This window comes from Luteimonas notoginsengisoli, assembly GCF_042648885.1.
Classification (GTDB): Bacteria; Pseudomonadota; Gammaproteobacteria; order Xanthomonadales; family Xanthomonadaceae; genus Luteimonas; species Luteimonas notoginsengisoli.
Window position 1 is genome coordinate 111,417 of sequence record NZ_JBHRYF010000009.1, and the last position, 23,961, is coordinate 135,377.

Below are 23,961 nucleotides of genomic sequence, written 5' to 3' on the forward strand. Positions count from 1 at the left end.
CCCTTCGCACGGATCGGCATGACCGCAACCACCAGGCCTTGTCTTCGAATCGCCAGTCTCGATCGCAGCCCGAAGCGCGCGGTTGACGCCGCTTCCACCGCAGTGCGCCGCCGATCATCCGGCATGCGCGACCGCCTGGAAGGAAGCCAGCCTTGCTGCGTTCGCTGATCGCGCTCAAGCCCCGCGACGTCCCGCTCAGGGTTGCGCTGCGCAACACCGTCGCGGTGGTGGCGCCCCTCGCCGTCGGGCTGGCGATCGACCAGGTGCCCGCCGGGCTGGCGATGACCACCGGCGCGATCAACACCATGTTCACCGACCAGCCGGGGCCCTACCGGCAGCGCATGCGCCACATGCTCATGGCCGCGACGGCGGCGGGCTTGTCGGCACTGGTCGGCATCCTGGTCGGCGGGCACACGTGGCTGTTCGTGCTCGCCGCCGCGCTGGCCGGCCTGCTCGGCGGCCTGCTGGTGGCGCTTGGGCCGGTCATCGCGCGCGCGGGAATGACCAGCATGATCGTGCTGGTCGTCACCGCCGACATGCAGGTACAGAGCGCGTACGCGCCGGCGGTGGCCGCCCTGATTTTCGCCGGCGGCGTTTTGCAGATGCTGATGGCGGTCGCGGCTTGGCCGCTGCAGCGCTACCGGCCCGAACGCTTCGCGCTCGCGACCGTGCTGCGGCAGCTGGCAGAGACTGCCCGTGCCCGACCCGACATGTCGTCGCCACCGCCGGTGTCGCTGGCCGCCATGGACGCCCTGGAAACGCTGCACGGCGAACACCGCTCGCGGGGCCGCGCGATGCAGTCCTTCCGCATCATCGCCGAGCTGTGCGAACGGGTACGCATCGAACTGCTGTCGCTGGGCGACGTGCTCGAGCGCATCGAAGACACCGAGGCGATCGCCCGCGTCCAGAGCGTCCTCGCCGGCACCGAGGCCATCCTCGGGCACCTGTCCGATGCGATGCTGGCGGCGGAAAAGCCGCTGCGCGCCGAACAGGAAGTGGCCACGCTCGGCAGTCGTGTCGACGCCTTGGCGCAGTCAATCGACGCGGTCGCCGGTGGCCGCGACCGGCGCTTGCTGCGGATCGCATCGAGCCGCGCCCAGGGGCTGGCAGGCCAGCTGCGCGCGCTGGTGCGCAACAGTGACTGGGCCAGCAGCCGGGGCGAGATCCGTGCCGGACTGGCCGAAGCGAAGCTGCCTGCGGCGCTTCGCCCGGGCAACCCGCTGCGGACGCTGGCCGCCAACCTCGACCTGTCCTCGATGGCGATGCGGCATGCGATCCGCTGCGCGGCCTGTCTTGCCGTCGCTGTCGCCAGCGAACGCATGCTGGAAATCCCGCACGGCGCGTGGATCCCGATGACCGCCGCCATCGTGCTGCGACCCGACTTCGGCGGCACCCTGCGCTTCGGCCTGCTGCGGGTGGCCGGCACCTTTGGCGGCCTGCTGCTGACTTCGCTGGTGGTCCACCTGGTGGTCGACAACGCATCGATGTCGTTGCTGCTGATGGCCCTGCTGTGCTTCGGCTTCCGCCTGCTGGCGACGGTCAACTATGGCCTGGGCGTGGCGATGCTGACCGGCATGCTGGTGCTGCTGCTGGCGTTCGAAGGCATCGCCCCGGGTGATGCGATCCACATGCGCGTGCTGGGCACGACGCTGGGCAGCGCGCTGGCGCTGGTGGCCTACCTGCTGTGGCCGACCTGGGAGGGACAGCGTTCGAACATCGCCCTGGCCAGGCTGATCGACGGCTACCGCGCCCACATCCTGGCCGTGCTCGGCAACGACATCGGCGCCCTGCACGAGACCCGCACCGCCGCCCGCGCCGCGCGCACCCGCGTGCTGGCCTCGCTCGACCGCATGCGTGCCGAGCCCGGACGCGAACGGGCCGCCGAACTGGTCGCGACCGAATCCTTTCTCGCCAATGCCCACCGCCTGATCCGCACGTCGCTGTCGCTGGAAGCCGCGCTGCGCGACGAAGGCGCGCTGCCGCGACTGCCCGAGCTGTCCGCGTTCGCAGGCGAAGTCGACGTCGCGCTGACCGCCATCGCCGACGCCCTGCGCGAGCGCACCGTGCCGCAGGTGCGCTCGCCGCGCGCCGCCGAACGCCTGCTCGCCCAGGCGCTATCGCGCGACGCATCACTCGCGACCAGCCAGGCCGGCATGGCACTGGCCGACACCTGCGACCGCATCGCCGACAGCATCGACACCCTCGCCCACCTGCTCCGCCAGGCACGGTCCCGGGAGGCGACGGCGGCCAGCGGGCCGGGCGGGTAAACTGGCAGCCATGCTCAAGATCGACATCCACGCGCACTACCTGCCACGCGACTGGCCGGACATGGCGAAGAAGTACGGCGACGACCGGTTCCCGGTCATCCACCACACCGACGACGGCCGCCACCGCATCTACAAGGACGGCAGGTTCTTCCGCGAAATCTGGTCGAACACCTGGGACCCGCAGCAGCGCATCGACGAGTACGCGCGCTTCGGCGTGCCGGTGCAGGTGATCAGCACGGTGCCGGTGATGTTCAGCTACTGGGCCAGGCCGCACCACGCGCTCGAACTGCACGCCGCGCTCAACGACCACATGGCCGAAACGGTTCGCGCGTATCCGCGCCACTACGCCGGGATCGGCACCGTGCCGCTGCAATCGCCGCGCCTTGCGGTGCAGGAGCTGGAGCGCTGCATCGACCAGCTCGGCCTGCAGGGCGTGCAGATCGGCTCGCACATCCAGCTCGGCGACGGCGTGCACTGGAACCTGGATGCGCCGGAACTGTTCCCGTTCTTCGAAGCCGCCGCCGACCTAGGCGCCGCGATCCTTGTGCATCCGTGGGACATGATGGGCGCCGAGTCGATGCCCAAATACTGGCTGCCCTGGCTGGTCGGCATGCCGGCCGAACAGTCGCGCGCGGCCTGCTGCCTGGTGTTCGGCGGCGTGCTGGAACGGCTGCCGAAACTGAAGGTGTGCCTTGCCCACGGCGGCGGCAGCTTCCCGTATACCATCGGCCGCATCGAGCACGGGTTCAACATGCGTCCGGACCTGGTCGCCACCGACAATCCGCGCAACCCGCGCGAGTACCTCCAGCGCCTGTACTTCGATTCCTGGGTCGCGGACTCGCGCGCGCTGCAGTACCTGCTCGACACCTGCGGCGCGGATCGGGTCATGCTCGGCACGGATTATCCCTTTCCGCTCGGCGAGCAGACCCCTGGCGCGGGGATCGACGCGCTGGCGCTCGACGATGGCGGGAAGGCGCAGCTGTTCCACGGCACGGCGCTGGAGTGGCTGGGCCTGCCGAAGTCGCGGTTCGCCTAGTGCATCACGTTGTGAAAGCTGCGCCGGCCGCGGATCGGGGGATGCAGAGGGGCCGGATGATTGCGCCGCTTTCCAACTGCTTACTCCAAGCAAGCACAGGCGACGTTCCGCAGTTCGAGTAGCCGACCCGATGAGCTGATGCGGTAAAAGCGAGGCGCTGGGTTTGCGCTTTCGCCGCAACGACCGGCGGGTACGCCACCTGATCGAGATCGCCTATCCGCATCTTCCCGCGCAGTTCGCGGGCAAACCGAAGCACACTCCGATGACCGAATCCGACGCCAGCGACGACACCCAAGCCAACGCCCTCGACGCCGCCGACCCGCTGCGCGCCATGCGCGACGAGTTCCTGATCCCGGTGCACGAAGGCCGCGAGCAGGCGTACTTCTGCGGCAATTCGCTCGGCCTGCAGCCCAGGACGGCCCGCGCGCACGTCGAGGAGGTGCTGGACAAGTGGGCGCATGAGGCGGTCGAGGGCCATTTCACCGGGCAGGCGCAGTGGCTGCCGTACCACGAGCTCGTCCGCGATGGCGTGGCGCGCGTGGTGGGCGCACAGCCGTCGGAAGTGGTGGCGATGAATTCGCTCACCGCCAACCTGCACCTGATGATGGTCAGCTTCTACCGCCCCACGCGCGAGCGCCCGGCGATCCTGATGGAAGCCGGCGCGTTTCCCTCGGATCGTTACGCGCTCGAATCGCAGGTGCGCTTCCACGGCTTCGATCCGGCCACCGACCTGATCGAACTGCAGCCGGACGAAGCGGACGGCACGTTCTCGATGGCCGCCATCGAACGCGCCATCGCCGAGCACGGCCCGCGCCTGGCCCTGATCGTGTGGCCAGGCGTGCAGTACCGCAGCGGCCAGGCTTTCGACCTTGCCGGCATCGCGCGGCTGGGGCACGCCGCCGGCGCGATGGTCGGATTCGATTGCGCCCACGCCGCCGGCAATCTTCCGCTCCGGCTGCACGACAGCGACGCCGACTTCGCCGTGTGGTGCCACTACAAGTACATGAACGCGGGACCCGGCGCGGTCGCCGGCTGCTTCGTGCACGAGCGCCACGCGCGGACGGACCGGCCACGCTTCGCCGGCTGGTGGGGCCACGAGCAGGCTTCGCGCTTCCGCATGGGCGCCGACTTCGTGCCGACCGCCGGCGCCGACGGCTGGCAGCTGAGCAACCCGCCGATCCTGGGCCTCGCACCGCTGCGAGGTTCGCTGGAACTGTTCGACCGCGCCGGCATGGGCGCGCTGCGCGAAAAGTCGGAGCGCCTGACCGGCTACCTGGAACGCCTGATCCACGAGCGCCTGGGCGGGACGCTGCAGATCGCCACCCCGCGCGAACCCGAACGCCGCGGCGCCCAGCTATCGCTGCGCGTGGTGGCGGGCCGCGGCCTGTCCGGACGCGAGGCGGGGCGATCACTGTTCGAGTTCCTCGCCAGCCAGGGCGTGCTCGGCGACTGGCGCGAGCCGGACGTGATCCGGATCTCCCCGGCGCCGATGTACAACAACCACGCGGACGTGCTGCGATTCGTGCGGGCGGTAGAGGCTTGGCGCGGGCAATGACGGTTTCCAGGAGCCCAATTGAACACGACTGATCCCAAATCCCTCACCATCATCGGCGCCGGCCTCGCCGGCGCCCTGCTGGCCACCCTGCTCGCCCGGCGCGGCTGGCAAGTGGACGTGTTCGAGCGTCGTGGCGATCCGCGCCTGCACGGCTATGCCGGTGGGCGCTCGATCAACCTCGCCCTGGCCGAGCGCGGCCTGCACGCGCTGCGTGCGGCCGACGCGGATCGCGCCGTGCTGGACCAGGCGGTGATGATGCGCGGCCGCATGGTGCATCCGCTGCGCGGCGAACCGCAACTGCAGCGCTACGGCCGCGACGACAGCGAAGTCATCTGGTCGGTCAGCCGCGGGGAACTCAACATCACCCTGATCGACGCCGCCGAGGCGGCGGGCGCCACACTGCATTTCGATCGCGGGCTCCAGTCGGTCGATTTCGATGCGCGAACCGCCAGCTACCGCGGTGACGGCGGACTGCACGTGCACCCGTTCAATGCCCTGCTCGGCTGCGATGGCGCCGGATCCACCCTGCGGGCGCAGATGGCCGCGCGCAGCGATCTCGGCGAACGCACCGAATGGCTCGGCCACGGCTACAAGGAACTGGAGATCCCGCCCGCGCGCGACGGCGGCTACCGGATCGAGCCCAACGCGCTGCACATCTGGCCGCGTGGCCGCTACATGTGCATCGCCCTGCCCAACGACGAGCGCACGTTCACCGTCACCCTGTTCATGGCGTTGCACGGCGACGGCGACAGCCAGGATCCCGATTTCGACTCGATCGTTACCGCCCAGGACGCGCGTGCGCTGTTCGAACGCGATTTTCCCGACGCGCTGCCGCTGATCCCGGAGCTGGAACGCGACTTCGAGGCCAACCCCATCGGCAGCCTCGCCACGCTGCGCCTGGATCGCTGGCACCTCGGCGGCGAAGCGGTGCTGCTGGGGGACGCCGCGCACGCGATGGTGCCGTTCCACGGCCAGGGCATGAACTGCGCGTTCGAGGACTGCGTGGCGCTGGCAGAGTGCATCGAGGCCCAGGACACGCTGGCCAGCGCCTTCGCCGCCTTCGAGGCCGGGCGCAAGCCCGATGCCACCGCGATCCAGGACATGGCGCTGGAGAACTACATCGAGATGCGCGACCTGGTCGACGATCCGGACTTCCTGCTGCAGCAGGGGTTGGAACGCAGGCTGCAGGAGCGCCATCCGGGCCGTTTCGTACCGCACTACGCGATGGTGACGTTCATGCGGATTCCGTACTCCGTGGCGCTGGAGCGCAGCAACATCCAGCGCGGGATCCTGGTGGCGGCCACCCGCGGCCTCGATTCGCTCGACAGCGTGGACTGGGCGACGGTGGACTCCGAGGTCGAGAAGCAGTTGACGCCGCTGGTCGACGATGCCTGACACCGGCCGGTCGCGCCGCCTGCGACGGGCTTGCGGCAAGATGCCTCCCCCGCGTCCTTGTGGGAGCGGCTTCAGCCGCGCGCTTGCCCCCCTCCCCTGCGAAGGCAGGGGAGGGTTGGGGAGGGGTGTCTTCAGCAGCCCGCGAGCCGTGGGCACCCCCTCCCAACCTCCCCCTGCCGTCGCAGGGGGAGGAGCCGAAGCCAAAGCTCGCGGCTGAAGCCGCTCCTACGGTAGACAACGGAACCCTCGACGACCCATGCCCGCCAGCTTCCTCTTCTACGACCTCGAAACCTTCGGCACCGACCCGCGTCGCAGCCGCATCGCGCAGTTCGCCGCGATCCGCACCGATGCGCAGCTCAACGAGGTCGAGGCGCCGGTGGAGTTCTTCGTCAAGCCGGCCGACGACCTGTTGCCCTCGCCCATGGCCACCCTGGTCACCGGCATCGCACCGCAGGACGCGCTTCGCGACGGCGTGACCGAGGCCGAGGCCTTCGCCCGCATTTTCGAGGAGATGGCGCGCCCGGAAACCTGCACCTTGGGCTACAACTCGCTGCGCTTCGACGACGAGTTCATCCGCCACGGCCTGTTCCGCAACTTCCGCGATCCCTACGAGCGCGAGTGGCGCGGCGGCAACTCGCGCTGGGACCTGCTCGACGTGATGCGCCTGGGGCACGCGCTGCGTCCCGACGGGATCGAGTGGCCCAGGCGCGAGGACGGCGCCACGTCGTTCCGGCTCGAGCACCTCGCGGCCGCCAACAACGTGCGCATCGGCGACGCGCATGAAGCGCTGTCCGACGTACGCGCGCTGATCGGCATGGCGCGCCTGTTGCGGAAGTCGCAGCCACGGCTGTGGGAACACGCCGCGCGCCTGCGCGACAAGCGCCACGTCGCCACCCTCCTCGACACGATCGCGATGACGCCGGTGCTGCATGTGTCGCAGCGCTATCCGGCCACGCGCCTGTGCGCAGCCGCGGTGTTGCCGCTCGCGCGCCACCCGCGCATCGAGAGCCGGGTGATCGCGTTCGACCTCGACAGCGAACCCGACGCGCTGCTCGACCTGGATGCCGAGGCGATTGCAGACCGCCTCTACGTGCGCGCCGCCGACCTGCCGGAGGGCGAGACGCGGATTCCGCTCAAGGAAATCCACCTCAACCGCTGCCCTGCGCTGATCCAGTGGGCCCACCTGCGCGAAGCGGATTTCACCCGGCTCTGCATCGATCCGGCGCTGGTCGAAGCCCGCGCCGTGCGGCTGCGCGCGGCGGCGCCGGCCCTGGCGGAAAAAGTCCGCCGCGTCTTCGCCAACGTCGCCGAACGCGAGCCCTCCGACGCCGACGCCGGGCTCTATGACGGTTTCATCGGCGACGGCGACAAGCGTCGCTGCGCCGACGTTCGCGCGACCCCGCCGCAGGCACTGGGCGCACGCGATTTCGGGTTCCAGGATCCGCGGCTGACCGAGCTGCTGTTCCGCTACCGGGCGCGCAACTGGCCCGAAACGTTGTCGGCCGCGGAGCAGGCGCGCTGGGACGCCTATCGCCGGCGGCGCCTGGTCGACGATTCCGGGTTGTCCGAGCTGACGTTCGCGCAGTACGAAGCGCAGATCGCGGAACTGCGCGCGGCCCATGCCGGCGACGGCGCCAGGCAGGTGTTGCTCGACGGCCTTGCAGACTGGGGTCGTCGATTGCAGGCGTCCGTTTCCATGGCCGGCGAGAGCGGTTTGCGCGAGGCGACGTTGCCGGAGACATCGGACGGTCGCGAGGATGGAGCCGCTCACCCCGCAGGCCTTCCGGGCCTCCACACCCCATGATCCAGCCATGACCACCTACTTCACCGACAAGAGCTTCCGCTTCCTGCGCGCGCTGGCGCGCCACAACGAACGCGCCTGGTTCCAGGCCCACAAGGCCGACTACGACGCCCACGTGCGGGGTCCCTTCCAGTCCCTGCTGGCCGACCTGCAGCCGGAGTTGCGCACGGTGAGCGAGCACTTCCGTTCCGAGCCGAAGACGGTCGGCGGTTCGCTGTTCCGGATCCAGCGCGATACCCGCTTCGCCAACGACAAGACGCCCTACAAGTCATGGCAGGGCGCGCGGCTGTTCCACGAGCGCTCGCGCCAGGTGCCCGCGCCGTCGTTCTACCTGCACCTGCAGCCGGGCAACTGCTTCGTCGGTGCCGGGCTGTGGCATCCGGAAACCCCGACGCAGCGGCGGGTCCGGCAGTTCATATTCGACAACCCCGGCAGCTGGCAAAGCGCGGCGCACGCACCGGCCTTCCGCCGCCGCTTCGATCTGGAAACCGACGAGATGCTGGTGCGCCCGCCGCGCGGATTCCCTGCGGATTTCACCTTCATCGACGACCTGCGGCACAAGAACTTCGTCGCCTCGCGCGCGGTGGACGACAGCGTGATGACCGGCCCGCAACTGCGGCAGACCCTGGCCCAGGACCTGGTGGCGCTGGGGCCGTTCGTCGACTACCTGTGCGCGGCCCTGGATCTGGAATTCTGAGCTGCTGCTGGATGCACGTCGCGCAGTTAGCGCTGCAGGCGGAGCGCCTGCAGCCCTCGCACATCGCCAGGCAGGCGTAATCGCGAATCGCCCACGCAGTCACGCAGTCACTTGAGCAGGAAGGACGAACCCTTTGCGACCGCCCCGCGCCCTGCAGGGCGTGGCAACGGTGGTCAAAAGGCGAGGCATCGCCCGCCCCGAATGAACGCTGCCGATGCGCGACGGACTCGCGCCAACGCAACGGCGAACAAGTATCGTCATTGCGGCAAATACGCGGCTTCAACGGACGAACGCCTGTGTGCGGCAGCGTTGTCTCTCAGCTGGCTGGCCCCGCTGGAACCCCACTTGCACGGAATGAAGGCAAAGTGACTCGACCGGCGGTGTCCTAGAATCACGACACGCCTCCCGGGATACCGACGATGAAGAAATGGCTCTGGCTCGCCGCTGCGCTCGCGCTGGTCCTCCTCGGCTGGACAGCGATCGGTCCGTACCGGACCGTCAACGCGATCCGGGATGCGGCACAGGCGCGGGACGCCGCGGCAATGGCAAGGCAGGTCGACTTTCCGGCCCTGCGCAGCAGCCTCAAGGCCCAACTCGCCGACCACCTGCTGCGGAAGAACGGTGCGCCGTCACCGGACAATCCCCTCGCGATTTTCGGACTCGGCATCGCCAACGGGCTGGTCGGCAGCCTGGTCGACACCATGGTCACCCCGACGGGGCTCGGCGCGATGATGGAAGGCCGCAAGGTCTGGGATCGGGCAAGCGGACTGCCGCCGCCCACCAGCAGCGAGGCACGCGATGCCTCGAAGCCGCGGCCGCTGGAGGATGCCCGATACCGCTATGAGTCGCTGTCGCGCTTCACCGCCACCGTGCATGACGACCAGGGTCGCCCGGTGGTGTTCGTGATGACACGGCACGGCATGGACTGGAAATTGTCCGATATCCGGTTGCCGCTGCAGGATGCTCCGTAGGTTTCCCGCGCTTGTGGGAGCGGCTTGAGCCACGAGCTTTCGCGCAATCGCGAGAAACTTCGGCCAGCTGGTTTCGCGCCACCGGCAATCGATCGACAGCTTCGGCGGGATTCAAAATTCCGCGAAATCCGCATTTTCCGGACGCCCGTTCCCGCGCGCAGTGAGGAGGTCGCCGTGACCTCCCGGCGGACGTCTCTCCCACGACGCCGGCTTTCGCGGTGGCGTCAGGGATTCGACACGCCGTGCGGCACGTGCCCGGTGGCCACGTGCTGGCGCGCGGAATCGATGTTGTGCAGCGAATCGTCGAAGAAGATGTCCGCGCCGAATACATCCAGGAACGGCCCCTTGGCGCGCCCACCGAGGAACAGCGCCTCGTCCAGGCGCACGCCCCATTCGCGCAGGGTGCGGATCACGCGCTCGTGCGCGGGCGCCGACCGCGCGGTGACCAGCGCGGTGCGGATCGGCGACGCCTCGCCGGGCGGATAAGCGGCCTGCAGCCGGTGCAGCGCATCGAGGAAGCCGCGGAACGGCCCGCCGGGTAGCGGCTCGCGCGCCCGTTCGCGTTCGTGGCGGTGGAAGGCTTCGATGCCGCCTTCCTGCGAGACGCGCTCGCTTTCGTCGTTGAAGATCACCGCGTCGCCGTCGAAGGCGATGCGCAGCTGGTCGTGCCGGTGCGCCTGGGCCCTGGCCGGCAGGATGGTCGCCGCGGCGATGCCGTTCTCCAGCGCGCCGCGCACGGAGACGGGATTGGCCGACAGGAACAGCTGCGCGCCAAACGGCTTGATGTACGGCCAGGTGGGCGCGCCGGAGGTGAACGTCGCGCGCGAGATCGCAAGGCCGTGGTGCTGGATCGAATTGAACACGCGCAGCCCGGTGTCCGAAGAGTTTCGCGAGAGCAGGATCACTTCCACCCGAGGCGATTCGGGCGGCGCGCCCTCGTTGAGCGCGAGCAGCTTGCGCACCAGCGGGAAAGCGATGCCGGGCTCGAGCACGTCGTCCTCGCGGCTGCGCTGGTGCTCGGCGTAGGCGTCGATGCCCCGCGCCTCGAACAGGCTGTTGCTTTCCTCGAGGTCGAACAGCGCGCGCGAGGAGATCGCGACGGTGAGCAGGTCGGCGGGTGTGTCGGACATGGCGGCATTGTGCCGCGTATCGGTCGCAGCGGCTGCGACATGCGTGTATCTGATAGGCAGGCTGGTTTCCGGTCGACACAGCCAGGGCGCGGAGGGCGGACCCGCATTGCTCTCGTGGGAGTGGCCATGGCCACGATGCCTTTCCGGGGAAGCTTGGGCCGGCCCGGCTTGCCAAGCGGCCTGGACGGCATCGCGGCCATGGCCGCTCCCACAACTCCACGGATGGCTGGATGCTCCACGGATGGCGCGGCCGCGGCGGCTTCCCGCCGGTGGAAGCGCACGACTTTGCGGGGCATCATCGCAGTGACGCGACGCGCATCTGCAGGACGACGAGACCATGACCATCCCCGACAGGTTCAACGCCTTCCGCATCCACGGCGGCGACGGCGGCCATCGCAGCGGCATCGAACAGATATCGCTCGACGCCCTTGCGCCGGGCGAGATCGTCGTCCGGGTCGCGCATTCGTCGGTCAACTTCAAGGATGCGCTGGCCGGTACCGGCACGGGCAAGATCCTGCGCCGGTTCCCGCTCGTCGGCGGCATCGACGTAGCCGGCCACGTGGTGGCGTCCACCGACCCCGCGTTCCGCGAGGGCGATGCGGTGCTGGTCACCGGTTCCGGCCTGAGCGAAACCCGCGACGGCGGCTATGCCGAGTACGCGCGGATCGAAGCGCGGTGGGCGGTCGCATTGCCTACAGGGCTGGACCTGCGCGAAAGCATGATCCTCGGCACCGCCGGGTTCACCGCGGCGCTGGCCCTGTTGCGCATGGAGGAGAACCGGCAAACCCCGTCGCTCGGCCCGCTGGCGGTGACCGGCGCCACCGGCGGCGTCGGTTCGCTGGCGGTCGATATCTTCAGCAGTGCCGGCTACACGGTGCACGCCGTCAGCGGCAAGCCGGAACACGCCGGCTACCTGCAGGCCATCGGCGCCAGCGAAGTGCTGGGCCGCGACGCGCTGGCCAGCGCCCGGCCGCTGGAATCCACGCGTTTCGGCGGCGGCCTGGACAACGTCGGCGGGCCCATGCTCGCCAGCCTGCTCGCGCAGACCGCCGCCTATGGCAACGTCGCCAGCGCCGGCCTCGCCGCCAGCCACGAGCTGCCCGCAACGGTGATGCCCTTCATCATCCGCGGCGTGTCGCTGCTGGGCGTGGCGTCGGCCGGCACCGCGCGCGACATCCGCGACGAAGTCTGGCGCCGACTGGCCAGCGACTGGAAGCCGCGTCACCTGGACCGCATCTGCACGCGCGAGGCGACGCTGGAACAGCTGCCGGCGGTGTTCGACACCATGCTCGCAGGCGGCTCGATGGGCCGGACGCTGGTCAACCTCGGCGGGACGGCGGAATCGGCCTCATAGCGCGTCAGACCGACGCCTGCTTGCGGCCGCCAGCGCCCCCGCTACAATCTCCACGCACCCAACGGGGAACATCATGGCGCGCATTCTGATCGTGGACGATTCGCCCTCGCAGCTGATGGGGATCCGACGCATCGTCGAGAAGCTGGGCCATGAAGCGCTGACCGCCGAAGACGGTGCCGCCGGCGTGGAGGCCGCCAAGCGCGAACTGCCCGACCTCATCCTGATGGACGTGGTGATGCCCAACCTCAACGGGTTCCAGGCCACCCGTTCGATCACGCGCGACCCGAGCACGAAGCACATTCCGGTGGTGCTTGTGACCACCAAGGACCAGGACACCGACCGCGTCTGGGGCATGCGCCAGGGCGCCAAGGCCTACCTGACCAAGCCGTTCTCCGAAACCGAACTGGCCGAAGCGATCGTTGGCACGATCGGTGGCGATGCGCCGGCTGCTTCGACGGAACCGGAGCCGGAACCGCCGACTGCGGAGTGACGATTCCTTTCGGCGGCACGTTCGCCGATACGATCCCGATCATTTTCCGGTGCTCGCGCGGTCGGCTGCATCGCGCGACCGCTCCGCCTTTTCGTCCCAAGAACATCGCTTGCTAACGCGTCCGCGACTGGGATCTGCGAGGTCGGAAGTACCAGCGAAGTTCGTCAACGAAGCGGGTGGCCGGTGGCTGCTTGATGAACTGCCCACTGATGCGCCCGCGTACCGTGTGTCGTCAGGGCAGCGGCGCCTTACTCCCGCCGCCAGTCGCCGGCGAAAGCGTCGCGAAGGCTTTCGTAGGCCTTGCGCTGGCCATCGCTGCGCGGCGTCGGTGCCTGGACTTCGAGTTCGACGATCTGGTCGCCGGCGGCAGCCGACGCGCCGTTGGGCAACCCGCGACCGCGCAGGCGCAGCTTGCGGCCGGCTTCGGAATTGGCCGGGATCTTCAGGTCGACCCGGCCGCCGAGCGTCGGCACGCTGATCGTCGCGCCGAGTGCTGCTTCCCACGGCGCCACCGGCAACGTGTAGATCACGTTGCGGCCGTCCACCTCGAACTGCGGGTGCGCGGCGTACTCGATCTCCAGCAGCAGGCTGCCGCCGCCGCTGCCCTGGCCGGCCAGCCGGATCACCTGGCCCGGCCTCACGCCCTTGGGCACGCGCACGTCCAAGGTCTTGCCGTTGAGCCCGACGCGAACGCTGTCGCCGCGGTACACCGCCTCGAGCGACACCGCCAGGCGCGCGCGCAGGTCGGCCTGCGATTGCCGGCCGCGCGCCTGCTGCTGCGAGAACCCGCCGCCGCCCTGGCGCCGGAACAGGCTTTCGAAGAAGTCGCTGAAGCCGCCGCCCGCACCGCCGCCGGCGAACACCTCGTCGAAATCGAAGCCTTCGCCACCGCCCTGGCCGTAGCCGCCGGCCGGCGGTTGTACCTCGTCGCCCGGGCGATAGCCGCGCGCGCGCAGCTGGTCGTACGCCGCGCGCTTCTGCGGATCGCGCAACGCCTCGTAGGCCTCGTTGACCGCCTTGAAATTATCCTCGGCGCCGGCCTCCTTGCTGACATCGGGGTGGTACTTGCGCGCCAGCCGCCGGTACGCCGTCTTGATCTCGGCGTCGCCCGCGCTCGGTTCCACGCCGAGGATGTCGTAGTAATCCTTGAACTGCATCTATCGGTGCCTCCAGCGAAAACGGCCCGCGACGTTGCGTCGCGAGCCAGGATTATCCGCCTTGTGCCCGCCTTCGCGGTGAAAAGGCTACTGCACGGTTTCGACGCCGACGCGGATGCGGCGCGGAGTGGTTTCGGGCTTCTTCGGGATGCTGACCTCCAGCACGCCGTTGCGGCCGCTGGCCACGATGCCGTCCGCATCGGCGCTGTCGGGCAGCACGAAGCGCCGGTTGAAGCTGCCATTGCGGCGTTCCACGCGGGTGTAGTGCGCACCCTCGACGGCGGTGCCCGCCTTGCGCTCGCCCTGGATGGAGAGCACGCCCTTGTCCATCTGGACTTCGATGTCCTGCGGGTCGACGCCCGGCAGGTCGGCGTGGATCACGAAACGATCGGCTTCCTCGCGGATGTCGACCTGGGGCAACCACTGCACGTTGGAGGAAGCCGCCATTGCGGCGGCGGTGTCCGGGCGGCGCGAGGGCCACTGGCGGTAATGGACGATGTTCATGCTGAGAAACCTCGGAAGATTGGGGCAGCGACAATCGCCGCGATGTCCACGAGGTAGGTGCCCGGCCCGGGATTTCAAGACCCTCTTGACGTTGCCTTTCCACGCCGGGGCTAGACTGCGTTCACTTCCACAGGATCCCGCACAATGCCCATCCAGCCCGGCGACCCGATTCCAGAGGCACGGCTCCAGCGCATCGACGAAGGCGTCGAAATCATCGACACCCCTACCCTGTTCGAGGGCAAGAAGGTCGCCTTGTTCGCCGTCCCCGGCGCGTTCACTCCGACCTGTTCGGAGAAGCACCTGCCCGGATTCATCCAGCATTTCGACGAATTCCGCAGCAAGGGCATCGAGGTGCTGTGCATGTCGGTCAACGATCCGTTCGTGATGCAGGCCTGGGGCCAGAGCCAGCACGCGCCCGAAGGCCTGCTGATGCTGGCCGACGGCAACGGCGAGTTCGCGCAGGCGCTGGGGCTGCAGATGGACGCCAGTTCCTACGGCATGGGCATGCGCGCCAAGCGCTTTTCGCTCTATGCCGAAGATGGCGTGGTGCGCATCGTCAACGTCGAGGCGCCGGGCGAGTTCCGCGTGTCCTCGGCCGAGCACCTGCTCAGCCAATTGTCCTGACCCGAGGAGCCACTCATGTCCAAGCCCACCGCGAACGATGCAGCGGCCTCCGCGTCGCCGCTCACCGATACCGCCACCCTGCGGGCACGCGCCCGGATGAACATCGACGACGGCGCGATCACCGGCAGCTACGTCGCCGACCGCGAGGCCGTGATCCGGATGCTCAACGATGCCCTGGCCACCGAGTACGTGTGCGTCCTGCGGTATTACCGCCACTACTTCATGGCCAAGGGCATGCTGGCCGACGCGGTCAAGGCCGAGTTCCTCGAGCACGCCAAGCAGGAGCAGGAACACGCGGGGAAGATCGCGGAACGCATCGTCCAGCTCGGCGGCGAACCGGACCTCAATCCGGACACGCTGACCGCGCGGTCGCACGCCGAATACAAGGAAGGCAAGGACCTGCGCGACATGGTCACCGAAAACCTCGTCGCCGAACGCATCGCCATCGACAGCTATCGCGAGATGATCAACTACATCGGCGATCGCGACACCACGACCAAGCGCATCCTCGAGGAAATTCTGGCGCAGGAAGAAGAGCATGCCGACGAGTTCGCCGATCTGCTGGAGGGATGGATCGGCTGAAGCAGGCGGGCGGCACCGATCACTTCGGTGCCGCTTGTCGCGCGTTGTGTCGGCGTGCGACCGCCCGGAGCGCCGTCGACGCGAGCCGACCGTCGGGCGATCGGACTGCCGTCCTCGCCAGGGCCTCGAGACCTGCGACCGGCGCGCCCTAGGGGAGCACGCGGAACTGCAGGCTCGCCCATGCGCCGCTCTCGGCCAGCGCTGTCAGCGTGTGGTCACCGGCGTCGCCGAAGTCGTGCGCGAATGAGGCCGAGCCCCGGGACTCGCCGATCCGGCGGCCGTCGAGCAGCCACTGCACTTTCGAACCGGTCCCCAGCGCACGCAGCGACAGCCTGACCGCGTGCCGGCTGCCCGGCGCCCGCGCCAGCGTCGCGCGATCGTTGATCCCCTCGATCCGCAGCTCTTCGGCCGCGCCGCGTCCGTCGGCCATGCAGTCATCGGCCAGTGGCGGCAGCCGCGAGGCGCTGCGTTCGGCTGCGGACAGCCACGGCGACGCGAGCGCCGGCCAGCGTGCGATCTCGACACTGCTGGTTTCGTGCGGCAGCGAACAGGCGGCCGACACCCGCTCGCCTGTTGCGGCGTCGACATCGAACCGTTCGCGCCCCGCATTCCACAAGCGTGCGCCCCGTTCGGCGAAAGTCGTGGGAACGACCCCGTCCAGCGTCCACGCCCGCATCCTGCGCTGGCACAGCGAAGCCGGCTGCGCATCCGCCGCGATGCCGAGCGGCCAGCAAATCTCGATGTCCGCAACGCTGCGCGGCGGCGGGCGCGGCACGTTGTCGCCACGCCGGCGCGGCAGGCTGTCGACGACCTCGAACATCAGCGGCAGCGCCGTGACCGCGCCGTACTGCCCCGGCAACGGCGTGCCGTCGGGTCGCCCCACCCAGACGCCCACCGTGTAGCGGCGCGTGCCGCCGACCGCCCACGCATCGCGGAAGCCATAGCTCGTGCCGGTCTTCCAGGCCACCCGCGGGCGGCCGCGGCGGTCGAAGGTGTCGTTGCGTTCGCCCGGACGTGGATTTGCCTCGAGGATCGTCCGCACAATCCAGGCCGCGCCCGGCGACATCAGCCTCCGGTCGACGCGCGGATCGACCTGTGTGTAGCGCACGCGCCCGGCGATGCCGCCACGATTGAACGCCGCGTAGGCGCCGACCAGGTCTTCCAGCCGCGCCCCGGTGCCGCCAAGGATCACCGAGAGGTTGGGCCGGGCCCCACGCGGGTACTTCAGAGAGATTCCGGCATTGTCGAGGCGCGCGGAAAATCGCGCGGGGCCGACGCGGTCCAGCAGGTCGACCGCCGGGATATTCAGCGACAGTCGCAGCGCCTCGGCCGCGCCCACGGGTCCGTTGAACGCCGCGTTGAAGTTGCCCGGCCGGTAGCCGCCGAATGACTGGGGCACGTCCACCAGCAGGCTTTCCGAATGGATCAGGCCGTCGTCCAGCGCGATGCCGTACAGGAAAGGCTTGAGCGTGGAGCCCGGGGACCGCCACGCCTGCACCATGTCGACGTCGCCGAGCCTGGCCTTGTCACCGAACGCGACCGAGCCGACGTAGGCGCGCGCCTCCAGCGTGGCGTTGTCCACCACCAGCAGCGCGGCGGAGGTGCGCGGCGGGAGATCGGAGAAGTAAGCGGCGACGCGCTCCTCCAGCGTGCGCTGCAGGCCCGCGTCGATGGTGGAACGGATCCGCGCCGACCCGGGATGCTCGCCACGCAGTCGCTGCGCCAGCAACGCCGCCGACAGCGGCGCATGCAGGCTGCGCGACACCACCGCCTCGACCTTCGCGTCGCGGACCTGCGCCGGCGTCCAGACACCGAGTTCGGCCATCCGGTCGAGCACCTTGTCGCGGGCAACGCGGGCTTCGTCGGGATGCCGGTCCGGCCGCCAGCGGCTTGGCGCCTGTGGCAGCACGGTGAGCAGCGCGGCCTCGGCGCGCGACAGGCGCGAGGCGGGCTTGCCGAGGTAGGCCCGGCTCGCGGTCTCGACGCCCTCGATGGTGCCGCCGAACGGCGCGCGTTGGAGGTACAGCGCCAGGATCTCGCGCTTGGACAGGTGCGCCTCGAGCTGCAGGGCGCGCAGCACCTGCTTGAGCTTGACCCAAGGCGTGCGCGAATGCCGGCCGTCGGCGGGGCGGTCGAGGATGCGCGCGACCTGCATGGTCAACGTCGATCCGCCCGACACGATGTGCCCGCGCAGCAGCCACTGTCCGCCGGCACGCAGCAGCGACACCGGATTGACGCCGGGGTGGCGCCAGAACCAGCGGTCCTCGTAGTTCAGCAACACCTGCAGGTACAGCGGCGAGACCTGTTCCGGCCTGATCGGGTAGCGCCAGACGCCCTGCACATCGGCGAATGCGCGCAGCGGCGTGCCGTCGCGCGCGACGACCAGGGTGCTGGTGTCGCGCTTCTCGGGCAGCGGCAGCGGAAAGGCGAAGTCGAGCACCAGCAGCGACAGCAGGAAGGCAACGGTGCCCCAGCGGAGCAACGGCAGGATGCGTCGCCAGCTTTTCCTTCTCCCATCGGGAGAAGGTGGCGCGAAGCGACGGATGAGGGAAAGAACTTTCAGGGCCATGGAAGCTCGTCGGTCCGTGAAGCTCCCGTCCCTCATCCGCCCTTCGGGCACCTGCTCCCGAAGGGAGAAGGAATCAAAGGCCTCACGGCTGCACCACCGTGATGCTCGCCGGCACCGACCGGCCCACTCCGCGCAACTCGGGACGGTACATGTCCTCGACCAGCGGCGGCGGCACGGTGTACGTGCCTGGCGTGACCGCGCGAACCAGGTAGAACACGCGCGCCGTGTTGCCTGCGTCCAGCTTGAGCGCGGCCACGTAGCGGTCGTCGCGGTATTCCTCGTGGACCACGTCGGCGGCGTTGGCACGGTCGGTGATGCCGATGCCGTCGACCACCACGTCGGCCCACTGCTTCCCGTCGCCGAGATTGAAGTTTTCGACTTCAAGGCCCGCGGGCAGCAGGTCGGTGAGCAGCGCATCGGCCATGCTGCGGTCGGCGGTCATGCTGACGGCGACGATCAGCGCCTCGCCTTCCTTCAGCGGACCGGGCTTCCACGGCTTGCCGTCGGTGCCGTACCACTTGCGTTCCACCTTGACCTGACTGAAGTCGGGCGCGGGCGACGTGCGCGGGACGCCGGCCACCTCGAGGCTCGCGTACAGCGGCGGCTCGCCCTTGGGATCGAAGCGCACGCCGCTGACCAGTGCGTCATGATCGAACATCCGGCCGACGAGCTTCGCCGCGGCAACCGTCTCCTCGGCGTCGCCCACGCGCCACGTCCCGGAGACTCGTTTGTCCTGCCCGGCCATCAGCGCCTTGCCCAGTCGCGCCAGCGCCACCTGTTCCTGCGTGCTCATGTAAAGCCAGCCGCTGTTCCGGCGGGCGTCGAGTTCGCGGCCGAGGTCGATCGCACGCGCGTCGTACGCCGGCTTGGCGTAACCGCGCTCGTGGGTCAGCGCGATCATCAGCGCGATGTCGCGCAGCGGGCTGCTGTAATCGCCGAGATAGCCCGGGCGATCGCCCTTGAACGCGAAGCCTTCGGCGATCGCCCTTTCGCCACGCTTCCTGTCGCCCTGCATCGCCAGCGCGAGGCCAAGATGCACGAGCGGCAGCCCCGTCAGCGTGTTCTTGCGTTCGTTGTCGTACAGCGCACGCAGCGTGCCCAGCGGCGCACGGTTGACTCGTGCCAGCACGTAGCCGGCGTGCGCCTGGTAGGCAAACTTCAGGTGCGAGCGGTGGTCGCGGCCGTAGAACTCGTGGCCGCCGGCCAGCAGGTCCTCGTTGAGGCGCTGCAGCGCCTTCTGCAGCACGCCGTCGGGCACCTGGAATCCGCCTTCGCGCGCATCAAGCAGGAACTCCACCACGTATGGCGTCAGGTTCGGACTGACGTAGTTATCGTCGCCCCACATCGAGAAGTGTCCGGAGCTGACCTGCATCGAAGCCAGGCGGCCGAATGCACCTTCCATCCGCGCACGGCGCCGGTCGGCGTCCAGGCCGGTGGCGCCCAGCATCTTCGCCGTCGCCGGATCGAGTTCCAGTGCGGCGTAGCCCTTGCTGGTGGTCTGCTCGGCGCAGCCGTAGGGATAGTTCAGCGCGCCCTGCAGGGCGCTGGCGAACGGGATCGGCGGGATCGCGCTGACCGTCATCCGCGCGTTGACCGAGCCGGGCATCAGGCCGCCGGCGAAATCGGCCCCCAGCGACACCGCCGCAAGCTGGTCCAGCACCTGGGTGCGGGCGCGCAGCACTGCCGGCCACGCCGGGCGCACCGGCAGGTCGTAGCGCCGGTCGACCTTGAAGCCGTTGCCCTCCACGCGCACGCGCACGTTGGCGGTACTGAAGCCCTCCTTGGCGGTGAGCGGGAAACTCAGCGTCGTCTTGCCTTCCGCCGCAATCCTGGCATCGCGCACGCCGTCTCCGATCGAGACCGGCCCGATGCCATCCACGCGCACCTTGAAGGCGCCGGCCTTGCCGGTGAAGTTGGTCAGGTCCAGCGTCACCGTGCTGCTGTCGCCGGGCGCGAGCACGCGCGGCAGGCTGGCCTCGGCGACGATCGGCGCGCGCACCACCGTTTCAACGTCGCGATTGCCATAGCGGTCGGCCGAGAACACCAGGGCCGAGACGCGCAGGGTGCCATTGAAGTCCGGCACCGGCAGGTCGATGCGTGCGTTGCCCTTGGCGTCGAGTTTGACCGGGCCAGCGAACAGGTCGACCGTCTGCACCCGGGCCGTCGGTCGACGCGCCTGCGGCAGGGCCTCCAGCGCCATGTCGCCGCCGAAGCGAAGCTTCGCCATGCCGCCCTCGAAGCTCTCGATCACGCGGCCGTACAGGTCGTACGCATCCACGCCGAGGCGCCGCTGCGCGAAGAAGTGCTTGTTGGCATCGGGGACCGGGAAGCGGGTGATGTTGAGGATCCCGACATCGACCGCCGATACCGTCGCGTAAGCCTGCTGGCCAGCGAGCTCGGGCACGCTCACGATCACCCGCATCGGCTGTTCGGGACGCATCTGCGTCGGCGCCTTCAATCCGACCGCGACGCGACGCGCCTTGCGGTCCATCGGCACCCAGGCCACGCCCACCGCGCGCGCGGGCGTGATCTTGCTGGGTACGCTGCCGCCGCGGAACACCAGCGCGGTGACATAGACGTCGTGACGCTCCCATTCCTTGGTTACCGGTATCTCGAACGTGCTTCCGCCCGCCTTGACGTCGATGTCCTGCACGTACAGCAGCTTGTCGCTCTCGACCAGCAGCACGCCCTTGCCGGCGTGCGGCGGCGTGACCGTGGCCTTGAGCGTGTCGCCGGCCTTGTAGCCGGTCCTGTCCAGCGACAGTTTGACCTTGTCGGGACGCGCATCGAGCCCGCGGTTCTGGTCGTCCCAGCTCCAGCCGGCGCGGAACGGATAACGCATGGTCAGGCCGGTCGCGGGATCGAGCACGTCGACGCGGTACTCGCCCCACTCCACCGGGAAATCCAGGCGCACGGCGTTCGCGCCGGAGTCGACCGTCTTCGTCTGCACGTTCTCGAACCGGCGGGTGAAGTCGTAGTCCCAGCCGTCGTCCTCGTCGTAGTTCCAGTGGTAGTCGCGGTGCTCCCGCACCAGCGTGACCTTCAGGCCCTTGCCCGGGCGCGGCCTGGCGTCGCTGCCGACGCGTACCAGTTCAAAGCCGGCGTTGCCGTTGCTGTCGGCGCCTTCGGCGTCGTCGAACAGCGGCCGCACCCCGACCAGCGCGTCGGCCGGCCACATCACCCGCTTGAGCGAACGATTGACGCTGCGGCCGCCGGTCTCGTACAGGCTGCCGGACACGACCACCGCCACCGGCGTGACCGGCTTGACCTCGTCGGGCAGCGCGATGTCCTGCGCCAGCTTGCCCTTGGCGTCGAGCTCGGCGTCGACGACCTCCTTCGCTTCCCTCGGCAGTTCGACGGTCGGGTCACCGAAGAAATAGCCGGGCAGCTGTTCGAGCGGATGTTGCTCCACCGCAACGGCGAGCTTGGCGCTGAAACGATTGCCGGCGGCCGGCGCGCCGTAGAGGTAGGCGCCGATGGCCTCCAGCCGCAACGGTTGGCCGGGCTTGAGCACCGCATCGGCGCTGGCCAGGTCGAGTTTCATGCGTTCGGGCAGGAATTCCTCGATTCGCAGCGTCATCCCCTCCACCGCTTCCGCGCTCGCCGGGTCGGTGCGGAACTCGACCTGCCAACGCCCCGTCGGTGCATCCACGGGAATGGTCTTCTCGAACTTGAAATAACCCAGTTCGCCGGCCTCGAGGCGGCTGTCGAGGAAGGTCTTGCCGTCGGGCTGCTTCAGGCGCACGAATAGCGGCTGCGCGCCCTTGCCCTTGGCTGCCACCGGCTTGCCGTCGTTGTCGCGGAACAGCGCCGACACCCGCACCGTCTCGCCGGGCCGATAGAGGTCCCGGCCGGACCACGCGAACACGTCGAACCAGGCCGATTCCCGCCCGGCGACCGCGAACTCGGACAGATCGAGCGCGGGCTGGTTGAACGGCAGCAGCGAGATGTCCCCGCCGCGCCTGGCGACCAGCACGTGCCCGGACTGCAGCTTGTAGTTCAGCAACGCATTGCCGTTGCCGTCGGTCTCGCCCTTGAGGAACGTGTCGCCCTGCGGGTCGAGGATCCGCAGCTCCACGCCACCGACCGAACTGCCGTCGCGCAGCGAGGCGGTATGTACGTACAGCTTGTCCCTGTAGGCCCGCGCATGCAGGCCGATGTCGCTGACCGTGAAGAACGCGGTCTCGAACTGGTCCTGGAACTGGCCCGCGCGCTTCATCACAGCGAAGTACAACCCCGGCTCCTGCAGCTCCGGGATGTTCTGCACTGGCAGGTAAGTCAGTGCGCGCTCGTTGCGCTTGCCGCCGAGCACGAAGCGGTTCACATAGACCGAACTGGCGAGCTTCGACAGCGGCACGTGTCCGCTGTAATCGCGTTCCAGCTCCCAGCTGCCTCGCCGTCCGCCGCGCTGGTACTCGGCGAAGAACTGCGACAGCGATTTCTCCCCCACGCGCAGGAACTCGACGTCCACCTCGTCGACGTTGACCGAAACCACGGGCAGCCCGCGCGAATCCCGCGCCGGCAACACGCTGCCCTGCGAGGCGAAGCCCACCGCGGGATCGAGTTCTCCGGTGAACACCTTCTGCTCGACGTCCTTGCCGAGCCTGCTGCCATCGGCTGCGGTCAGCGCGCCGGAAATCCGCAGCGTGTAGTGCTTGTTGGCCTCGACGAACGGGAACCGCAGGGTCTTGCCGTCCTCGTCCAGCGACCAGCTGCTCTTGTCGCCCACCGGTTCGGCGAAGGTCAGCAAACGATCGAAATCCTGGGTCCCCACCAGCGGCTGCGAGAACTCCAGCGCGATGGCCAGCGCGTCGCGTCCCTGGTCGGGATAGGCACGCACGAGCGCGAAGCCCTCGACCTTCGCCCGTTCGGCCTTGACTGCTTCGCCGCTGGCTTCGGGGAGCTGTCCGTGCGGGCTGCGCTTGCAGGCCACCAGGCCGATGGCGAGCAGCAGAACGAACGTCCACTTGGCCACGGCAGCCGCAGCGGCCACCCCGAAGTCGCGATTGCGCATGTCAGGTCCATCTCCCGGTTCGGCGGAAGTATAGGGCGAACCTCGCAACCGCCGATGCGATGGGTCGGCGAACCGGGAAGCCGGCAGGAGTTGCAGCTTGGCGGCAGGCGGTTTAGATTCCAGCCACAGCCAGGTGCAAGGATGCCAACCTGATGAACCGCCCCCTCCGGCTCCACGATCCCGTACTGGCCGCAGCGCTGGCCGCGATCGCAGTGACAGGATGCCATTCCCCGATGACCTCAGCCTTCCCCCCGTCTCCGGCCGGCAGCGAAGCCGTGCCACCGAACATGGTGCCCCCGCCGGGCCACGGTCCTTACACGGGCACCGTGGCGGATTGGCCGCTGTGGTTTGTGCGGCACAACTTCGGCGCTCATTGTTTCGATACCCAAAGTTGCGAAGTGCTCTACAACGGTTTTCCTCACGGATCCGAAGAGCCGAGTCCGTCTGTCGCGTCGTATGGGCGATCGCGTGACGGCTTGCTTAAAGCCGGCTTCCTGAGTATCGCCAACTTTCCACCACCAGCCGTTGTGGCTTGGAAATCGAAGGATGGAACATCACTTCGGGCTGAGATCGATATCGGCGAGATCTTCAAGGATCGTCTGATCCGTCACAACCTCAAACGAGAGGAAATCTCCGAAACCGCCAGCATCTCCCATCCCGACATCATCCTCGAAGTCAACGACCGCACAATCAAAGTTTACATGCGGGCCCGAATTTCAACGAAATCACTGCAGATTCCAGACAACAAATACAGCGACTATCGTGACGACCTGATCGAGGTTTTCAGCCGTACCTACTGAGCAAGGAAGCAAGCC

General features: G+C 68.8%; 16 protein-coding genes and 1 pseudogene. 12 read left to right on the top strand and 5 right to left on the bottom strand.

The features are described 5' to 3' along the window. Positions 1 to 152: 152 nt before the first annotated feature. The 7 genes and pseudogenes from ACFOM9_RS12650 (at position 153) to ACFOM9_RS12680 (ending at position 9,722) form a co-directional block, all read left to right on the top strand. Positions 153 to 2,267, top strand: a complete 2,115-nt coding sequence (locus tag ACFOM9_RS12650) for an FUSC family protein (protein ID WP_386711363.1) — start codon at positions 153 to 155, stop codon at positions 2,265 to 2,267. 10 nt (positions 2,268 to 2,277) lie between these two features. Beyond that, positions 2,278 to 3,303, top strand: coding sequence for an amidohydrolase family protein (locus ACFOM9_RS12655; protein WP_386711366.1), 1,026 nt, complete (start codon positions 2,278 to 2,280; stop codon positions 3,301 to 3,303). Positions 3,304 to 3,565: 262 nt separating this feature from the next. Further along, the gene (kynU, locus tag ACFOM9_RS12660; RefSeq protein ID WP_386711369.1) at positions 3,566 to 4,858 is read left to right on the top strand and encodes a kynureninase; all 1,293 of its coding nucleotides are present in this window, start codon (positions 3,566 to 3,568) and stop codon (positions 4,856 to 4,858) included. Positions 4,859 to 4,876: 18 nt separating this feature from the next. Then, entirely contained in the window at positions 4,877 to 6,253 is a 1,377-nt protein-coding gene (locus ACFOM9_RS12665; RefSeq protein ID WP_386711372.1) for an FAD-dependent oxidoreductase, read from the top strand. A gap of 256 nt (positions 6,254 to 6,509) precedes the next feature. Further along, positions 6,510 to 7,946, top strand: a pseudogene (gene sbcB / locus ACFOM9_RS12670) (exodeoxyribonuclease I); the annotation flags it as partial. 118 nt (positions 7,947 to 8,064) lie between these two features. Continuing rightward, positions 8,065 to 8,751 (top strand): DUF2461 domain-containing protein, encoded by a 687-nt coding sequence (locus ACFOM9_RS12675; RefSeq protein WP_386711375.1) that lies wholly within the window; start codon positions 8,065 to 8,067, stop codon positions 8,749 to 8,751. A gap of 419 nt (positions 8,752 to 9,170) precedes the next feature. Next, entirely contained in the window at positions 9,171 to 9,722 is a 552-nt protein-coding gene (locus ACFOM9_RS12680) for a DUF2939 domain-containing protein (RefSeq protein ID WP_386711378.1), read from the top strand. A 224-nt stretch (positions 9,723 to 9,946) separates the two neighbouring features. Here the strand turns inward: ACFOM9_RS12680 and ACFOM9_RS12685 are convergent, their stop codons facing one another. Then, the gene (locus ACFOM9_RS12685; RefSeq protein ID WP_386711381.1) at positions 9,947 to 10,852 is read right to left on the bottom strand and encodes a 5'-nucleotidase; all 906 of its coding nucleotides are present in this window, start codon (positions 10,850 to 10,852) and stop codon (positions 9,947 to 9,949) included. Positions 10,853 to 11,189: 337 nt separating this feature from the next. Between ACFOM9_RS12685 and ACFOM9_RS12690 the strand changes: the two genes are divergently transcribed. Both ACFOM9_RS12690 and ACFOM9_RS12695 read left to right on the top strand, forming a co-directional pair. Continuing rightward, a complete protein-coding gene (locus ACFOM9_RS12690; protein WP_386711383.1) occupies positions 11,190 to 12,206 on the top strand; it encodes a YhdH/YhfP family quinone oxidoreductase in 1,017 nt (338 codons plus the stop codon). Between the two features lie 73 nt (positions 12,207 to 12,279). Then, the gene (locus ACFOM9_RS12695; RefSeq protein WP_386711386.1) at positions 12,280 to 12,696 is read left to right on the top strand and encodes a response regulator; all 417 of its coding nucleotides are present in this window, start codon (positions 12,280 to 12,282) and stop codon (positions 12,694 to 12,696) included. A gap of 248 nt (positions 12,697 to 12,944) precedes the next feature. On the opposite strand, the gene ACFOM9_RS12700 is transcribed toward ACFOM9_RS12695, so the two are convergent. Then, positions 12,945 to 13,853, bottom strand: coding sequence for a DnaJ C-terminal domain-containing protein (locus ACFOM9_RS12700; RefSeq protein WP_386711389.1), 909 nt, complete (start codon positions 13,851 to 13,853; stop codon positions 12,945 to 12,947). Between the two features lie 87 nt (positions 13,854 to 13,940). After that, complete coding sequence (locus ACFOM9_RS12705; protein ID WP_386711930.1) at positions 13,941 to 14,300, bottom strand: Hsp20/alpha crystallin family protein; 360 nt, start codon at positions 14,298 to 14,300, stop codon at positions 13,941 to 13,943. 201 nt (positions 14,301 to 14,501) lie between these two features. Between ACFOM9_RS12705 and ACFOM9_RS12710 the strand changes: the two genes are divergently transcribed. Next, a complete protein-coding gene (locus ACFOM9_RS12710) occupies positions 14,502 to 14,981 on the top strand; it encodes a peroxiredoxin (protein WP_386711392.1) in 480 nt (159 codons plus the stop codon). 15 nt (positions 14,982 to 14,996) lie between these two features. Next, positions 14,997 to 15,563: a ferritin-like domain-containing protein gene (locus tag ACFOM9_RS12715; RefSeq protein ID WP_386711395.1), complete on the top strand. Its 567-nt coding sequence runs from the start codon at positions 14,997 to 14,999 to the stop codon at positions 15,561 to 15,563. A gap of 148 nt (positions 15,564 to 15,711) precedes the next feature. Here the strand turns inward: ACFOM9_RS12715 and pbpC are convergent, their stop codons facing one another. Next, positions 15,712 to 18,132, bottom strand: a complete 2,421-nt coding sequence (gene pbpC, locus ACFOM9_RS12720) for a penicillin-binding protein 1C (RefSeq protein ID WP_386711398.1) — start codon at positions 18,130 to 18,132, stop codon at positions 15,712 to 15,714. A gap of 82 nt (positions 18,133 to 18,214) precedes the next feature. Further along, positions 18,215 to 23,146, bottom strand: a complete 4,932-nt coding sequence (locus ACFOM9_RS12725) for an alpha-2-macroglobulin family protein (RefSeq protein ID WP_386711401.1) — start codon at positions 23,144 to 23,146, stop codon at positions 18,215 to 18,217. Positions 23,147 to 23,298: 152 nt separating this feature from the next. On the opposite strand from ACFOM9_RS12725, the gene ACFOM9_RS12730 reads away from it, so the two are divergent. Then, positions 23,299 to 23,946 (top strand): hypothetical protein, encoded by a 648-nt coding sequence (locus ACFOM9_RS12730; protein WP_386711404.1) that lies wholly within the window; start codon positions 23,299 to 23,301, stop codon positions 23,944 to 23,946. The last annotated feature ends 15 nt before the right edge of the window (positions 23,947 to 23,961 follow it).

Bases quoted from the DNA above. Each gene is read 5' to 3' on its own strand.
- ACFOM9_RS12655 (WP_386711366.1), top strand. From the start codon at position 2,278: ATGCTCAAGATCGACATCCACGCGCACTACCTGCCACGCGACTGGCCG.
- kynU (WP_386711369.1), top strand. From the start codon at position 3,566: ATGACCGAATCCGACGCCAGCGACGACACCCAAGCCAACGCCCTCGAC.
- ACFOM9_RS12675 (WP_386711375.1), top strand. From the start codon at position 8,065: ATGACCACCTACTTCACCGACAAGAGCTTCCGCTTCCTGCGCGCGCTG.
- ACFOM9_RS12680 (WP_386711378.1), top strand. From the start codon at position 9,171: ATGAAGAAATGGCTCTGGCTCGCCGCTGCGCTCGCGCTGGTCCTCCTC.
- ACFOM9_RS12685 (WP_386711381.1), bottom strand. From the start codon at position 10,852: ATGTCCGACACACCCGCCGACCTGCTCACCGTCGCGATCTCCTCGCGC.
- ACFOM9_RS12690 (WP_386711383.1), top strand. From the start codon at position 11,190: ATGACCATCCCCGACAGGTTCAACGCCTTCCGCATCCACGGCGGCGAC.
- ACFOM9_RS12695 (WP_386711386.1), top strand. From the start codon at position 12,280: ATGGCGCGCATTCTGATCGTGGACGATTCGCCCTCGCAGCTGATGGGG.
- ACFOM9_RS12700 (WP_386711389.1), bottom strand. From the start codon at position 13,853: ATGCAGTTCAAGGATTACTACGACATCCTCGGCGTGGAACCGAGCGCG.
- ACFOM9_RS12705 (WP_386711930.1), bottom strand. From the start codon at position 14,300: ATGGCGGCTTCCTCCAACGTGCAGTGGTTGCCCCAGGTCGACATCCGC.
- ACFOM9_RS12710 (WP_386711392.1), top strand. From the start codon at position 14,502: ATGCCCATCCAGCCCGGCGACCCGATTCCAGAGGCACGGCTCCAGCGC.
- ACFOM9_RS12715 (WP_386711395.1), top strand. From the start codon at position 14,997: ATGTCCAAGCCCACCGCGAACGATGCAGCGGCCTCCGCGTCGCCGCTC.
- pbpC (WP_386711398.1), bottom strand. From the start codon at position 18,132: ATGGCCCTGAAAGTTCTTTCCCTCATCCGTCGCTTCGCGCCACCTTCT.
- ACFOM9_RS12725 (WP_386711401.1), bottom strand. From the start codon at position 23,146: ATGCGCAATCGCGACTTCGGGGTGGCCGCTGCGGCTGCCGTGGCCAAG.
- ACFOM9_RS12730 (WP_386711404.1), top strand. From the start codon at position 23,299: ATGAACCGCCCCCTCCGGCTCCACGATCCCGTACTGGCCGCAGCGCTG.